Source organism: Embleya sp. NPDC056575 (genome assembly GCF_042793325.1).
Classification (GTDB): Bacteria; Actinomycetota; Actinomycetes; order Streptomycetales; family Streptomycetaceae; genus Embleya.
Genome location: NZ_JBHTVA010000111.1, coordinates 13645 through 28836 on the forward strand (window position 1 = coordinate 13645; position 15192 = coordinate 28836).

Sequence of the window (15192 nt, forward strand, 5' to 3'; positions counted from 1 at the left end):
GTGGCCACCTACCGCACGCGTCGAAGCCGCCACCGATCCGGTGGCGGCTTCGTCGTGCGCTCGACCGGACCGGGCCGTGTCCGCCGGACAGGACCCGGACCCGATCGCACGTTGCGGATATTCCGGATATTCAGCGTAATTCGGATTGATTGCATCTCGCGGTCGATCAGGAGTGGCCCAACTGGTCCTCTCCGGGCTCCATGCCGTCCTCGTCCACCGCGCTCTCGACCGGGCGGATCCGCACGGTCTCGATCCGGTACTCGTCCAGGGACAACTCGGCCGCCGGCGTCGCGGCGGGCATCACCGCGGCCTCCGAGTGGCCGCCGCAGCCGTAGGCCAGCGAGACCATCCGGCCGTCGGCGGGCGAATACTCGTTGGCGCACACGCCGAACGCCTGCCCGAGCGGCCCGCCGACCTTGACCAGGAAGCCGCAGCTCGTGCAGTGCGCGGGCGCCGCCTGGGCCATCGGTGTGGCTCGGCCGAACTGCTCGTCCCAGCGGTCGGCGGCCAGATCGCGCCCGACCGGGGACAGTACGCGCGCGCGCCCCTGCCCCAGCTCGTACGCGACCGCCTTGGGGCCGAGCCCGATCGGCTCGGTCGATTCCTCCTCTGTCTCGTCCGCTCCGGTGTAACCGAATTCGAGACGGGGGTCGTCGGCGTCGGTGGGCAACAGGTCGCCCACGCCGAGGTCGCCGGGACGAAGGCGCTCGTTCCACGGCACCCACGCGGGCGCGAGCAGCGCCTCGGGGCCGGGTACGAGGACCGTTTCGTCCACGGTCACCAGCTTGGCGCGGGGCGCCCGGGCAACGGTCACCGCCCAGCGCCAGCCGTGGTAGGCGGACTCGCGGCACGCGAACAGGTGGGTGACCAGGCGATCACCATCCACCTGTACACCCAGATGCTCGCCGACGGAGTCCTGACCTGCGGCTTCCTCGGCAGCGGCGAAGGCAAGATCAACCGCCTCTGCGCAGAGGCGGTCCGGGGTTCGACTACGGGTCGCGGCACTCACGAGAGTGATTCTCTCTCACGCGTCGAAGGTCTCCACCGCCGATACCCTCAAAACACGTCCGATTCCCGAACGGGCGCGCGGAGCGAGCCCTTCCTGGCGTGTCGCGACCGCATCATCCGAGGGAGCGAGGGCAGGATCCCGGCGTGGCAGCCTCCAAGACCAGTACCGCATCACGGCGCACCATTCGCGCGCCCGGCTCCACCCGCGGGTCGTCCGGCAGGAACCGAGGTCCGGGGCGTCGTGCGCTCGGTCGGTTCGGTGGCCTGTTCACCGGCGGCTTCGGCAAACTCCGCGGCGCGGCCCGGGCCAAGGGCGCCGGCGAGAGCGGCCTGGCCAAGCTGATCGAGCTGCACCTGATCAACAACGCGGGCGACGCGCTGGTGACCATGGCGCTGGCCACCACGATGTTCTTCTCGGTGCCCACCGGCGAGGCGCGCGACCGGGTGGCGATGTACCTGCTGATCACCCTCGCGCCGTTCGCGCTGCTCGCGCCGGTGCTCGGGCCGGTCCTGGACCGGATGCGCCGAGGTCGCCGCTTCGCGATGGCGCTGGCGATGCTGGTCCGGGTGGGGTTGTGCTGGCTGATGGCCGGGGCGGTGAACGACGGTGGCCTGGAGTTGTACCCGGCGGCGTTCGGCGTGCTGGTGTCCTCGAAGGTGTACGGGGTCAGCCGCAGCGCGGTGGTGCCCCGGCTCCAGCCGCGCTCGGTCTCGCTGGTCAAGGCGAACTCGCGGATCACCCTGTTCGGCCTGATCGGCACGATGGGCGCGGCGCCGGTGGCGGGCGGGCTGAAATACGCGTTCGGCACGCCCGGGATCCTGTACGGCGCCTGCGTGGTGTTCACCTTCGGCGCGATCCTGTCCTTCACGCTGCCGTCGAAGGTCGACTCGGCCGAGGGCGAGGACCGGGCGTCGTTCACCGCCGAGGCCCCCGGCGTCGAACACGAGCGCAAGGTGTCGCTGGCCAAATTGCGCGGCGGCAAGGGCGGTACGAGCACCGAGACGGTGCCCGAGCCCCAGACCGAGGAGTCGGGCGAGGGCGCGGCCGCGGCGGGCGGCGAGCGCGAATCCGGGCGCAAGCCGGTCCGGGTCAAGACCTCGCGGCGGTTGCGCAGCGTGGGCCCGTCGGTGGTCCAGGCGTTGTGGGCGAACGCGGCGCTGCGCGGCTTCTCCGGGTTCCTGATCATGTTCCTGGGCTTCTTGATGCGCAAGCACCCGGTCGCCGACCTGTCCGCCACCCAGGCCACCATCGCGGTGGTGATCGCGGCCGCGGTCGGCAACGCGGTCGGCACCGCGCTCGGCGCGTGGCTCAAGTCCCGTGCGCCGGAGGTGATCATCACCGGCGTGCTGCTCGCGTCCGCGTCCTGCGCGGCGTGGGCGGCGGCGATGTACAGCCTGGTCACGGTGCTCGCGGTGGCGGCGGTGGCCGGTCTCGCCCAGGCGCTGGGCAAGTTGTCGCTGGACGCGATGATCCAGCGCGACATCCCCGAGGCGGTGCGCACCTCCGCGTTCGCCCGGACCGAGACCGCGCTCCAGGTGGCGTGGGTGGTCGGCGGCGGTGTGGGCATCGCGTTGCCACTGAACGGCACGCTCGGGATGAGCGTGGCGGCCGGCGTGCTGACCCTGGCGCTGGTGATCGTGGGCCGCAAACTGACGACGCGCCGGGCGCGCCGCAAGCGGTCCCCCGGCATGCGGCTGCGAACCGCCCGGTAATCTTCGGATCATGAAGACTCGCCGCCCTGCCGCCCTCGCCGGCGCCGCCGTCCTGGGCGCGCTCGCCCTGACGGGTTGCAACCTCGACAAGCCCACGCCGATCGTGACCATGGTCAGCGGGACGACGTCGGTCCACTCCGAGGCCGAGTGCTACAAGGACGACGGCTCGATCGACGAGAAGAAGGTCGACGGCTGCCTGAACAAGACCGACGGCCTCACCAAGCTCTCGGTGTCCGAGGGCGGCGGCTTCTCGATCGGCGTGGACAAGGAACTCGCCGACGACGGCTGGGTGCTCCTGGTCGACGGCAAGCCGCAGACCCAGTCGCCGATCAAGACCACGTACTACTCGGGCCTTCGGCTGAGCTACGGCACGCCGGAGAAGGAGAGCGAGCCGCTGCTGGTGCAGGTCGTGCAGCCGGACGGCAAGCAGGGCTACCGGGGCGTCTGGTCGTTCAAGGTCGCGAAGAAGTAACCCTTGCCCATCCTGGTGATCACCGCCGTGGCCGCCGAGCGCGACGCCGTGCTCGGCGGTTCGCGTTCGTGGCGCATACCCGGCCCCGACGTGCTCGCGGTCGGCGCGGGCCCGGCGGCGGCCGCCGCGGGCACCGCCTCGGCGCTTGCGGGGGGTTCCTACGACCTGGTGGTCAACGCCGGTATCGGGGGCGGCTTCCCGGGGGTGGCGCCGGTCGGCTCGACCGTGCTCGCCACCCGCGTGGTGGCGGCCGACCTGGGGGCGCAGACCGCCGAGGGGTTCGTGCCGATCGAGGAACTGGGCTTCGGCACGAGCGGGTTCGAGGCGGACCCGCGACTGGTCACCCACGTGGGTGACATTTTGCGCGCCGCCGGCGTCCCGCTCGCCACCGGTCCCGCGCTCACCGTCTCCACGGTGACCGGAACCGCCGAGCGCGCCGCCGAGTTGGCCGCCCGCCACGCGGGCGCCGCGGTCGAGGGCATGGAGGGCTTCGGCGTGGCCACCGCCGCCGCGGCCCACGCGGTGCCGATGCTCGAACTGCGCACCGTCTCCAACGCCGTGGGCCCGCGCGACCGGGCGGCCTGGCGCATCCCGGACGCGCTGCGCGCACTCACCGCGGCCTTCGCCGCGCTCGAAGGGAGCCTGACGCCGTGACCCTGTCGCTGGCCTATTCGCCGTGCCCGAACGACACGTTCGTCTTCCACGCCTGGACGCACGGCCTGCTCCCGGACGCGCCGCCCGTCGAGGTGCGCTATGCCGACATCGACATCACCAACGGCCTGGCCGAGCGGGGCGAGCTGGACCTGCTGAAGGTGTCCTACGCGGCGCTGCCGTGGGTGCTGGACGAGTACGCGCTGCTGCCCTGCGGCGGGGCGCTGGGGCGAGGTTGCGGCCCGCTCGTGCTGAGCCTGGGCGCGAGCACCCCTCGGGCGCTGGCGGGCAAGGTGGTCGCGGTGCCGAGCGAACGCTCCACCGCGTACCTGCTGTTCCGGCTCTGGGCGGCGCGGCACGTGCCCGGCGGGGTCGGCGAGATCCGGGTGTTGCCGTTCCACGAGATCATGCCCGCGGTGCGCGACGGCGTGGTGGACGCGGGGCTTGTCATCCACGAGGCGCGCTTCACCTACGCGCGGTACGGCCTGACCTGCCTCGCCGACATGGGCGACTGGTGGGAGTCGGACACCGGCCTGCCGATCCCGCTCGGCGCGATCATCGCCAAGCGCTCGCTGGACCTTTCCGCCCTGGCCGCCGCCGCGCGCGCCTCGGTCGAGCACGCCTGGGCCGACCCCGCCGCGTCGCGCGCCTACGTCCTGGAACACGCCCAGGAGATGGATCCGACGGTCGCCGATCGGCACATCGGCCTGTACGTCAACGAGTTCACCCGCGACCTGGGCACCGAAGGGCACGCGGCGGTGTCCGCGCTGCTCGGCCGCGCCGCCGCCGAGGGCCTGGTCCCGCCCGTCCCGGCCGGCGCCCTCGAACTCCTTTAGGGGCGTGCGGGGATCGCCGGGCGGGTCGCGTGGGCCCACCCGGCGCCCGTACTCACGTGTCGAGTTCGTCGGCGACGGCTCGCAGCAGTTCGGCGACCTTCGCGGTGGCCCGCTTGTCGGGGTAACGGCCGCGCTCCAGCGTCTTGTCGACCCCCTCCAGGACCTTGAGCAGGTCCTGGATGATCGAACTCATCTCGTCGGGCTTCTTGCGGCTCGCGGCGACGACGGAGGGGCGCGGGTCCAGGACACGGAGCGAGAGGGCCTGTTCGCCGCGGCGCCCCTCGACGATCCCGAACTCGACCCGGGTGCCGGGCTTGAGCGTGTCCAGGCCCTGCGGCAGTGCCGACGCGTGCACGAACACGTCGCCTCCGTCGTCCCGGGACAAAAACCCGAAGCCCTTGTCGGTGTCGAACCACTTGACCTTGCCGGTGGGCACGGGAGACCTCGATCGTGTCGGGACGGCTTCGTCGGGACTTTTACGAGCATTTACCAGGCTGGGTGGGGCGCACACATCGAATCCGAGCGGGAACGCGTAGTGACCCCGTTCACTCGTCCAGGCTAATGGTCGCCTTCTCGGCCGGACATCGGGATACCGCCCCGCGCGCGAACGGCCCGGATCGGGGCATCTACCCTGGGTCGGTGTCCAACGCATCCGCAGGCCCCGGCGATCGGCTCGTCCGCATCGGCGCGCTGCTCTTCGCCCTCGGTACGGTCGCCACGCTCGCCACCGTCACCCCCATGCTGATCGGCGCGCACGCGCTGCCGACCGCGGTGTATCTGCTCAGCGCGCTGATGCCGGTCGGCTTCGCGATCGCCGCCGCGGGCCTGGTCAGGTCGATCCGCAGCCGCCGCCGTCCGGTGCCGAAACTGCTCTGACCCGCGCCGAGCCTCGGCGGCGTCGGCTCAGCGGTACGCCTCCGGGTCGGGCAGCAGTTCGTTCATCGCGCCCTCGCGGTAGCCCAGCGGGTCCACCTCGACCCGGGCGAAGCCCGCGTCGCGGACCGCGGCCAGGGCCGGTTCGTGGCCGGCCACGGCGGTGCTCAGCGCGGTGTCCACCTCGATCCGCGCGAACTGCCCCAGATCGCGCACCCGCAGGTTGCGCACCGCGATGCCGTCCCGGGCCAGCACCACCCGCAACGCGGTCTCCGCGCGTTCGACCCGGGCCAGCCGGGCCGGGGTGATCGCCACCCCGTAGGCGACCCGGCTGGACAGGCAGGCCGCGGCCGGCTTGTCCCAGGTGGGCAGGCCCCAGGTCCGGCTGATCGCCCGGATCTGGGCCTTGGTCAATCCGGCGTCGAGCAGCGGGGTGACCGCGCCGGCCTCGGCCGCCGCGGCGATCCCGGGCCGAAAACCCACGCGCGCGTCGTCCGCGTTGGTGCCCGTGGCCAGGTGCGCCATCCCCGCCGCGCGGGCCACGGGGGTGAGCACCGCCATCAGCTCCGTCTTGCAGAACCGGCACCGGTCGCCGTTGTTGTCGCGGTAACCCGCTCGGGCCATCTCGTCGCTGGGCACCAGCTCGTGCCGCACCCCCAGCTCGGCGGCGAAGGCCCGCGCGGCGTCTCGTTCGACGGCCGGCAGGCCGGCCGAGTCGGTGGTCAACGCGAGCACGTCGGCCGCCCCCAAAGTGCGTACCGCCGCCGCGAGCAGGAACGCCGAGTCGGCGCCGCCGGAGAACGCCACCGCGACGCTCCCGAGCGAGGCCAACCGCTCGCGCAGCGCGCCCAGCCGCAGGTCGGCCACGTGCGCGTCCAGCCACGCGGGAAACCCGGTCAGGTCCGGAAGCACCACGTCGGCCCCGGCCGCCCGCAGGTCCTCGGCGGAGATCGGCCCGGTGGCCACCCCGACCGCGACCGCGCCGGCCGCCCGGGCCCCGATCAGGTCGCCGAGGTGGTCGCCGACGTACACCCCCGCGCCCGACGCGCGCAGCGCCACGCCCTTTTGCTCGCCCCACAGATCGCCGACCAGGTGGTCCACGGCCAGGTCCAGATGATCCAGGTGCAGCCGGGCGTTGGGCTCGTGCTTGCCGGTGACCACCATGGTGCGACCGCCGTGTCGGTGCACCGCGGCCAGCGCCTCGCGCGCACCGGGCAGCACGTCGGTGCCGTGCACGGCGTGGCGCGGATAGATCTCGCGATAGCGCGCGGCGACGGCGCCCACCTCGTCCGCCGGGAACCAGTTCGCCACCTCGACCTCCAGCGGCGGCCCGAGCCGGGAGACGATCAGCGGGATGTCGATCGCCGCACCGGTCTCCGCGGCGAGCACGGACCATGCCGCCCCGATGCCGGGGCGCGAATCGACGAGCGTCATGTCCAGGTCGAAGCCAACGATGAGGGCATTCACCCGTTCAGCCTACGACGCGGCACGGTGCATGCCGATGACCGATTTCCGGCCCTCGCCCCCGACCCGAGCGGGTCGGCCGGACGGGCCACCCCTAAGGGATGGTCACCCACAAGAGGTAGCGCGGCGGGCGCCCGGATGCTGACGCGCCCGTTGTCCCGGCCGTCGTAGCGTCGAGGACATGAGCACGATGACGCATCTCCCCGCCCGTGGTTCCCTGCGGATTCCCGCGCTGCGCGGCGCGGCCCCCGCCGCTGTCCCGTTCGCCGACCTGGTCCGCGCCCGGCTGCGCGGGCCCGCGCACATGAGCGCGCGAATCGCGCGCGGCACGTGGATCTTCACGAGCACCGCGGTGCGGGTCACCCTGCTCGGCCGGCACGCGGTGCCGTGACCGCGCGCCCGACCGCCCCCGGCGTCGCCGCCGTCGTCCGCTACATCTGGGTGTCCACGTCGTCGGAGTCGACGATCCGGTACGCGTAGCCCTGTTCGGCGAGGAACCGTTGCCGGTGCGCCGCGAAGTCCTGGTCGATGGTGTCCCGGGCGACCACCGAGTAGAACCGCGCGCCCCGGCCGTCGGCCTTGGGCCGCAACACCCGACCGAGCCGCTGGGCCTCCTCCTGCCGCGAGCCGAACGACCCGGACACCTGGATCGCCACCGTGGCGTCGGGCAGGTCGATCGAGAAGTTCGCCACCTTGCTGACCACGAGCGCCTGCACGGCGCCGGTGCGAAACGCGTCGAACAACCGCTCGCGTTCCTTGTTGGTGGTCTCGCCCTTGATCACCGGCGCGTCCAACACCTCGCCCAGCTCGTCGAGTTGGTCGATGTACTGGCCGATCACCAGGGTCTGCTCGCCGCGGTGCCGCTCGACCAGGTCCTTGACCACGCGGGTCTTGCTCGCGGTGGTCGCGCAGAACCGGTAGCGCTCCTCGGGCTCGGCGGTCGCGTACGCCAGGCGTTCCGTCTCGGTCAGGGTCACCCGGACCTCGACGCAGTCGGCCGGCGCGATGTATCCCTGGTTCTCGATCTCCTTCCACGGCGCGTCGTAGCGCTTGGGACCGATCAGCGAGAACACGTCGCCCTCGCGGCCGTCCTCGCGCACCAGCGTCGCGGTCAGACCGAGCCGGCGCCGGGCCTGCAGGTCGGCGGTGAACCGGAAGATGGGGGCGGGCAGCAGGTGGACCTCGTCGTAGACGATCAGACCCCAGTCCCTGGAGTCGAACAGCTCCAGGTGCGGATACACGCCCTTTCGCCGCGTGGTCACCACCTGGTAGGTGGCGATGGTCACCGGCCGGATCTCCTTGCGGGTACCGCTGTACTCGCCGATCTCGTCCTCGGTCAGCGAGGTGCGCTTGACCAGCTCGGACTTCCACTGGCGGGCCGAAACCGTGTTGGTCACCAGGATCAGCGTGGTCGCCTTCGCGGTCGCCATCGCCGCCGCGCCGACCAGCGTCTTGCCCGCGCCGCACGGCAGCACCACCACGCCCGAGCCGCCGTGCCAAAAGCCCTCGACCGCCTCCTGCTGGTAGGCGCGCAGGCTCCAGCCGTTCTCGGCCAGCTCGATCGGGTGCGCCTCGCCGTCCACGTAGCCCGCGAAGTCCTCGGCGGGCCAGCCGAGCTTGAGCAGCACCTGCTTGATCTGGCCGCGTTCGGAGGGGTGCACGATCACGGTGTCCGGGTCGACCCGGACCCCGACCAGCGGCGCCATCTTCTTGCTGCGCAGCACCTCCTCCAGCACCGCCCGGTCGGTGGTGGTCAGCACCAGGCCGTGGGTGGGGTGCTTGGACAGCTGCAGGCGCCCGTAGCGGCCCATCGTGTCGGCGACGTCCACCAGGAGCGCGTTGGGCACGGGGTAGCGCGAGTGCCGCAGCAGCACGTCCACGACCTGCTCGGCGTCGTGGCCCGCGGCGCGCGCGTTCCACAGGCCCAGCGGGGTCAGTCGGTAGGTGTGCACGTGCTCGGGGGCGCGCTCCAGCTCGGCGAACGGCGCGATGGCCCGGCGGCACTCGGCGGCGGCCTCGTGCCCGACTTCGAGAAGCAGGGTCTTGTCGGACTGGACGATCAGGGGGCCGTCGGGCACGGGCCAACCTTTCCGCGGGTGGAGGGGACGGGACCAACAAGTGTCAACCATTCGCGGTGTGCGCGTGTTCCGAACGGCGCTCGTCCCCATCGGGAGCAGGGTTCGGGGCCCGTACTGCCCAGGGAGGAGCGCGAGACCCATCCTTACGGAGGAACACACAAACCGGCCGGCCTACCTACCCTGGATACTTGATGGCGCAACCAACGTCGTCGGCCTCCGACGATCGGGCTCCCCGTCCCGGTCGCACCGCCGCCGAGACCCCCGAGCACGCCGGCGAACCGACTGGTCCCGCCGTGCTCACGCGCGCGCTGACCAGGGATTACGGCGGCGGCACCGGGATTTTCGGGATCGATCTGACGGTGCCGCGCGGCTGCGTGTACGGCCTGGTGGGACCCAACGGCGCGGGCAAGACCACCCTTTTGTCGATCGTGGGCGGCACCCGGCGGGCCGACTCGGGCGAGGTGGTGTTCGGTGTCGATCGGCGCCGGGTCGCGGTGTCGACGGATGTGCCCGAGTTCGAACCGTGGTTGACCGCGTCCGAGGTGGTCGAGTTGGCCGGAAACCTCGTCGATCGACGGTTGCCCCGGGAGAAGGTGAAGGTCGCGCTGCACCGCACCGGCCTGTCCGGCTGCGGCGATCGTAAGGCCGGCTCGCTCTCGCGCGGCATGACGTTGCGCCTGGGACTGGCCGCGGCCCTGGTCGCGGACCCCGAACTGCTGATCCTGGACGAGCCCACCTCGGCCCTGGACCCGCGGGGTCGGGCCGACGTGCTGGACCTGGTGGCGAGTTTGCGCGAACACACCACGGTGGTCTTCTCCAGTCACATCCTGGCCGATGTGCAGCGGGTGTGCGATCACGTCGGCGTGGTGCGCGCGGGTCGGCTGTTGTATCAGGGCTCGACCGCCGAACTCGTGGACACGCACATGCGACCGAGTTGGCTGGTGCGGGTGCGCGGCGGGGGAACCGACCTGCTGCGCGCGTTCGCGGCGGAGAACTGGGTGGCGCGCGTATCGTCGATGCGACCGGGGCTGTTCCGGGTGGAGGCGCGTTCGCTGGAGGCGGGCGAGCGGCATCTGGCCGAGGTGCTCAGTCGCTGCTCGGCGCGGGTGGTGTCGGTCGCGCCCGAGGAGTCGGACCTGGAGGCGGCATTCCTGTCCATCACCGGAGGTCCGCGATGACGCGCTCGGGGGCCGTCCAGGCGCCCGCGTCGTCGGCGCCGACGGTGCCGACGGTGGTCGCCGCGCCCGATCGAATCCCGCGCGGGCCGCGCCGGTTGGGGTTGTGGCGGCTGGAGTGGCTGCGGCTGACCCGGACCCGGCGGTGGTTGTTGCTCCTGGTGGCCTATCCGGGGGTGGGGCTGGTCGGCCCGGTGTTCGCGCGGCACCGCGACCAGATCCTGGAGGCGCTGCGGATCGACGGGGTGCCGCCGGCGACCGGGATGCGGGCCGACAGCGGGATGGCGGTGTACGTGTACGGCAGCGCCCAGGTCGGGCTCCTGGTCGGGCTGGCACTGATGGCCAGCGCGCTCGCGGTGGACCATCGAGCGGGTCTGGCCGCGTTCCACCGCACCCGCATGCACCACGCGCGCGATCTGGTGCTGCCCCGCTACACGGTGACCCTGACGGCGGTGGCGATCGCCTACGTGCTGGGCATGTTGATCGCGTGGGCCCAGGTGCACTGGATGTTCGGTTCGTTGTCCGCGCGCTCCGTGCTCTACGGGGCGTTCTACGGGCTGGTGGGCACGGTCGTACAGGTCAGCGTGGTCGCCGGGATGGCCGCGCTGCTGCGCCGGCCGGTGGCGATCTTCGGCGCGGGGCTGCTCGTCGTCAGCCTGATGCCGCTCGCGTTGCTGTGGCGGCCGCTGCGGTCCTGGCAGCCCACCGAGTTGAGCACCGCCCCGATCGAACTGTTGCGCGGGCACTCCGCCGGCGAGTACACGGACAACCTCGTGATGGCGCTGCTGATCTCCGGGCTGTGCGTGTGGCTCGCGGTGTGGCGCATCGGGCGGCGGGAGATGTGAGGGCCGCCCCGGGGCCTGTTCGGCTCAGGCCACCTCGGCGACGCCGGTGATGCGGTGCAGGGGGTAGGTGTGGATTTCGCCGGTGGCCTGTTCGTGGGCGGTGACGTAGCCGCCCTCCAGGCGTAGCGGGATCACGATGTGCTGGGTGGCGCGGCCCTCGCGGGTGACGTGGCCGATCCACACCGCGCGGCGATCGGCGTGGGCGGCCTGGAGCGCGAGGAGGGTTTCGGCGGCGGAGGTGCGCGGGAGTTCGACCGGTTCGCCGTCGCGTTCGGGGGTGGTGTCGGCGCGGCTGGTGGCGGCGGAGTCGCCCGCGCGGATCGCGGTCACCGCCGCGACCAGCAGGGCCTCCGTCGGAGTCGGCGGTTCGCCCGCGACGCGGGGCGGGGCGGAGCGGGGTGGGGTGCGTCTGGTGTCCGGGCGGGTCAGGACCAGGTCGCCGGTGGCCGATTCGGCGACCGGGGCCAGGCCCATCGCGCGCAACTTCTCCAGGACCGTGTCGGGCGCGGACTCGGCCGCGAGCACCGTGGGGGCCAGGCGGCGCAGGCGCAGCCCGGCGGCGCGGCGATCGGCGAGCAGTTCGCCGAGCAGCGCGTCGTCGTCGCAGCGCAGGAAGGCGGCGGCGGTGCCGACGCGGATCCGGCCGTGCCGGCGGGCGACGTCGTCCACGAGGTAGCTCAGCGGTTGCGGCACGGGGGTGCGCGAGTGGGTGGCGAGCAGGTGGTGCAGGTCGGTCGCGGTGCGGCCGGCGTCGAGCGCGCGGCGCACCGACTCCTCGGTGAAGCGGTACACGGTCGCCCCACCGGTGGACTCCACGTCGGCGGCCAGGTGCAACTCGTGTGCGAGGTCCATCACCAGCGGGCCCGGGGCCACGGCGGTCAGGTCGGCCTGGAGCAGGACGTGGTCCAGCGGCTCCGGGAGCAGCGGGGTCAGCGCGTCGCCGGCCTCGTAGACCCGGCCATCGACGAGCGGACGGGCGTAGTCGGCGAACGCGCCGCGGCCGGTGATCCCGAGCAGTTCGGCCTCCACGAGCATGGCTCGGAACAGCGCCTCGGGCAGGCGCGCGGCCCGGATCGGCTGGTGCCAGGTCAGGTGCGCGAGCAGCGAGTCGGCGTCGGTGGCCGCGCCCGGGGGCAGTGCGGCGAGCGTGGCCAGGATCCGGCGGCGCACCTCGGGCGCGGAGGTCCGGTCGACCTGGGTGCCCAGCGCGCCGACCGGGCGATCCTTGTCGTCGCGGGTGCCGACCAGGGCGGGTACCCGGGTGGTCTCCAGCCAGGTGCCGGCCAGCGCGGCCCACCGGGTGCCCACCGGGGTGCGTCGCCAGGTGTCGTAGGCGGGGGTGGGCAGCCACTGCTCGTCCGGTTCGCCGTCGCCCGCGACCAGGCCCATCGCGTAGGCCACCTCCAGCCACAGCGCGACCTCGGCCTCGGGCACGTCCAGCTGTACCGCCGCGCGCTTGAAGTCGCGCATGCCCAGGCCGCCGGCGCGCAGCACGGGCGGGCCGCCGGCGCTCCACGCCTCGAGCAGGTCCTCGACCCGCCGCACCGCGGTGAACGCGGAGCCGGCCGCCAGGTCGTCCACAGCCTGTGGATCGTATGCGCGCACCGGCAGCTCGGGGGGTGTGGGCAGCGGCGTCCGGTGCACCCGGCCGCCGCGCAGGTGCAGCCCGACCTCGCGGGGCAGCACCACCGCGTCCGGCCCGGCGGGCACGAGCAGGGCCCGGGCGAGCAGCCACTCCACGGGAGTGCGGGCCGCGTCGGCGCGCACCGGCCGGTCGGCGCCGCGCACACTGCCCGTGGGCGGCCCCCAGACCAGCTTGTCCAGCACCTCGCGGGCGGCCTCCGGGGCCTGGCCGAGCAGCGCGTCCAGGCGCGCGCGGTCGGTGCACAGGGCGGTGATCGCGGCGATCGCGGAGACCGCGTCGTGGGTGGAGCCCAGACCGAGGTCGGCGAGCACGTCCTGAAGCCGGGACGGCGCGGTGGCGGCGAGCGCGCCGGCCAGCGTCGGGCCCAGGCCCGCCGGACTCGCGCCGACCAGGTCGCGCACCGTACGCACCACCCGCAGCGCGTCGTCGGGCCCCCACAGCAGGGCCTGCTCGCGCAGCGCGGCCACGGCCCGCCCGACCTCGTCCGGGGCGGTGCCGATCAGCGTGTGCAGCCGGGACACGGCGAAACCGTCGGGCAGCACCACCGCGGCGTCGACGACCTGGAGGGTGAACCGGTCCAGGCGCTCCAGGGCGCGCGCTATCGAGGCCCGGGTGGTGGCCCGGGTGGCGAGCTGGGTCAGGTCCACCGGGACCGGGGTGGTCAGGTCCGGCCGGGCGCGCAACAACGCGCCGAGGTCGGCGTCGGTGCGTCCGCGCAGATCCTCGGCGAGCGTCCGGGGGCCGGACTCGGCGGCCCGATCCGCCTCGGCACGGGTGGGCGACGCAGCTGTGGTCATCCCATCAACGTTAGACGGTCCGCCCGCCGGCGATCACCGCTCCCGGAATCCGAATGCCCGGTCGGCACGCGCGACCACCCCGGATCGGACCGCCGAAGCCGGTCGCGGGCACCGGCGCGACCCCCGCTCGCACGGCCCGAACGCCCGACCGGCGCCCGGTTCGGCCCGACCCCGGGCCATGCGTGGTACGGCCTCCGGGACCCGGGACCCGGGACCCGGGGCGCGGACGCCGACCGCGACCCCGATCACGGGCCCGGATCGAGCCGCGAAAGCCGCGGCGCGCACCTTTACGATCACCATTTCCGCCAACCTCTCGCTCCGCTACGCCCGCGCCCCTACGCTGAGTTGTCGCTTTACCGACGCATGACGCGGCGGGCGCGGCACCGACGCAGACGAACCTTCGGCGGGGGTGAGGTGGGGGCGTGAACTTCGAGAGCGATCATCTGGTTCTGCAATACCTGGGCGAGGTCGGTGACGCGGCCCAGCGCAAACTCCGCCCCGCCGACCGGGCCCGGCTCGTGGAGCGGCTGCGCAGCCAGATCAACAGCGAGCGCGAGCGGCTGAACGCGCACAACCCCGGCGCGGTACAGGTCATCCTCGATCGGCTCGGCACGCCGGAGGCGGTGGTCGGCCAGGAGTTGTACCGGCTCGGCGACCTGCGCGACAGCGGCGCCGACGACGGGGTCGGCGCGATGTCGATGCGGGGGTCGCGGCACGCGACGGTGGCCCGCCAGATGGGCTTTCGCGCCGACGCCACGCCGATTCCGGCCATACGGGATCCGTCTCGGCCGCCGCCGGCCGCGCCCGAGCCCGCGCCCGCGCCTCCCCCGCCCACGCCGCCCGCGCCCCGGGTCTCGCCCGAGGCTGGTCCGCCCACACTCGCCGAGACCGCGGCCGGTGGCGGTGGCGGCACGGCGACCAAGCCCGCCGCGCCCGCGGATCCGGACGAGGAGCCGCTGTGGTGGCGCTCGCCCCCGGAGGGCGACATGCCGGAGCGGCCGACCCCCGACATGTACGGCGACGGCTCGCTGCACGCGCCGGCGTATCCGATCGGCGTGGCCTCGGACCCCTCGGCCGGCTGGGACGACACCTCGCTGACCGAACCCACCCCGGTCATGGGCGTGTTCGGTGGTCCGGGCGCGCTGCGCACCCAACTGCGCGAGGTGTTCGCGATCGCGCTGATGACGGTCGGGGCGATCGTCGCCTCGACCGTGGTGGTGGTGCTCGGCCTGCTCGTGGTCTTCACCGCGGCCGCGTGGTCGCTCAAGGAACGGCGGTTCGCCGCGTTCTACATCCCCGGCACGACCGCGCTCGCCTTCGCCATCGGGATGTGGCTGCGGGCCACCGGGCACCTGGGCACCGATCTGACCCGGGACGAGGCCTGGGACCGGTTCGGCGAGTTGGTGCCGGCGATGGTCCGGGTCGCCGCGATCGCCGCGTCGTTGTACCTGCTGTGGCGGCTGAACCGGCGCAAGCTCACCGCGTAGGCGCGGGGACACGGTCCGTGTCGCGACCCGCCCCGGTGTGACGTACTCCGCCGCCGGGAGCGGGTTTTCCGCTCTTTACGATTCCATTAATTAGGTTAGCCTTACCTCATCTGCACAGGGCGGCGCCCGGACCTACCGCTAATAGGTC

14 protein-coding genes are annotated in these 15192 nt (G+C 73.2%); 9 read left to right on the forward strand and 5 right to left on the reverse strand.

Annotated elements, in window-relative coordinates; all coding sequences use genetic code 11:
• Positions 1-166: 166 nt before the first annotated feature.
• Positions 167-1018 (reverse strand): DUF3027 domain-containing protein, encoded by an 852-nt coding sequence (locus ACFRCG_RS45760; RefSeq protein WP_380042614.1) that lies wholly within the window; start codon positions 1016-1018, stop codon positions 167-169.
• Positions 1019-1152: 134 nt separating this feature from the next.
• Between ACFRCG_RS45760 and ACFRCG_RS45765 the strand changes: the two genes are divergently transcribed.
• Genes ACFRCG_RS45765 through ACFRCG_RS45780 form a run of 4 tightly spaced genes read left to right on the forward strand, consistent with a single transcriptional unit; the run spans position 1153 to position 4680 of the window.
• Entirely contained in the window at positions 1153-2721 is a 1569-nt protein-coding gene (locus ACFRCG_RS45765) for an MFS transporter (protein ID WP_380042603.1), read from the forward strand.
• Positions 2722-2731: 10 nt separating this feature from the next.
• A complete protein-coding gene (locus ACFRCG_RS45770; protein WP_380042604.1) occupies positions 2732-3193 on the forward strand; it encodes a DUF2771 domain-containing protein in 462 nt (153 codons plus the stop codon).
• A 3-nt stretch (positions 3194-3196) separates the two neighbouring features.
• Positions 3197-3847, forward strand: coding sequence for a futalosine hydrolase (locus tag ACFRCG_RS45775; RefSeq protein WP_380042605.1), 651 nt, complete (start codon positions 3197-3199; stop codon positions 3845-3847).
• Positions 3844-4680 (forward strand): 1,4-dihydroxy-6-naphthoate synthase, encoded by an 837-nt coding sequence (locus tag ACFRCG_RS45780; protein ID WP_380042606.1) that lies wholly within the window; start codon positions 3844-3846, stop codon positions 4678-4680. The genes ACFRCG_RS45775 and ACFRCG_RS45780 overlap by 4 nt, the downstream gene beginning before the upstream one ends.
• 52 nt (positions 4681-4732) lie before the next feature.
• Here the strand turns inward: ACFRCG_RS45780 and ACFRCG_RS45785 are convergent, their stop codons facing one another.
• Positions 4733-5116 (reverse strand): cold-shock protein, encoded by a 384-nt coding sequence (locus ACFRCG_RS45785; RefSeq protein WP_078976718.1) that lies wholly within the window; start codon positions 5114-5116, stop codon positions 4733-4735.
• A 203-nt stretch (positions 5117-5319) separates the two neighbouring features.
• Between ACFRCG_RS45785 and ACFRCG_RS45790 the strand changes: the two genes are divergently transcribed.
• On the forward strand, positions 5320-5556 hold the full coding sequence (locus ACFRCG_RS45790; protein WP_379999366.1) for a hypothetical protein: 237 nt from the start codon (positions 5320-5322) through the stop codon (positions 5554-5556).
• Between the two features lie 27 nt (positions 5557-5583).
• Here the strand turns inward: ACFRCG_RS45790 and larE are convergent, their stop codons facing one another.
• Entirely contained in the window at positions 5584-7008 is a 1425-nt protein-coding gene (larE, locus tag ACFRCG_RS45795; protein ID WP_380042615.1) for an ATP-dependent sacrificial sulfur transferase LarE, read from the reverse strand.
• A gap of 190 nt (positions 7009-7198) precedes the next feature.
• Between larE and ACFRCG_RS45800 the strand changes: the two genes are divergently transcribed.
• Positions 7199-7408 carry a hypothetical protein gene (locus ACFRCG_RS45800; RefSeq protein WP_380042607.1) on the forward strand — a complete coding sequence of 70 codons (210 nt, stop codon included), beginning with the start codon at positions 7199-7201 and terminating at the stop codon, positions 7406-7408.
• A 40-nt stretch (positions 7409-7448) separates the two neighbouring features.
• Here ACFRCG_RS45800 and ACFRCG_RS45805 read toward each other — a convergent pair whose 3' ends face one another.
• On the reverse strand, positions 7449-9095 hold the full coding sequence (locus ACFRCG_RS45805) for a DNA repair helicase XPB (RefSeq protein ID WP_380042608.1): 1647 nt from the start codon (positions 9093-9095) through the stop codon (positions 7449-7451).
• A 191-nt stretch (positions 9096-9286) separates the two neighbouring features.
• Here ACFRCG_RS45805 and ACFRCG_RS45810 point away from each other — a divergent pair, with 191 nt between their 5' ends.
• Together ACFRCG_RS45810 and ACFRCG_RS45815 are read left to right on the forward strand one after the other, a co-directional pair.
• Positions 9287-10273, forward strand: coding sequence for an ABC transporter ATP-binding protein (locus ACFRCG_RS45810; protein WP_380042609.1), 987 nt, complete (start codon positions 9287-9289; stop codon positions 10271-10273).
• Positions 10270-11115: a hypothetical protein gene (locus tag ACFRCG_RS45815; protein ID WP_380042610.1), complete on the forward strand. Its 846-nt coding sequence runs from the start codon at positions 10270-10272 to the stop codon at positions 11113-11115. The genes ACFRCG_RS45810 and ACFRCG_RS45815 overlap by 4 nt, the downstream gene beginning before the upstream one ends.
• A 24-nt stretch (positions 11116-11139) precedes the next feature.
• Here ACFRCG_RS45815 and ACFRCG_RS45820 read toward each other — a convergent pair whose 3' ends face one another.
• Positions 11140-13557, reverse strand: a complete 2418-nt coding sequence (locus ACFRCG_RS45820) for a helicase-associated domain-containing protein (RefSeq protein WP_380042611.1) — start codon at positions 13555-13557, stop codon at positions 11140-11142.
• A gap of 422 nt (positions 13558-13979) precedes the next feature.
• Here ACFRCG_RS45820 and ACFRCG_RS45825 point away from each other — a divergent pair, with 422 nt between their 5' ends.
• Positions 13980-15044, forward strand: a complete 1065-nt coding sequence (locus ACFRCG_RS45825; RefSeq protein WP_380042612.1) for a hypothetical protein — start codon at positions 13980-13982, stop codon at positions 15042-15044.
• Positions 15045-15192: the final 148 nt, after the last annotated feature.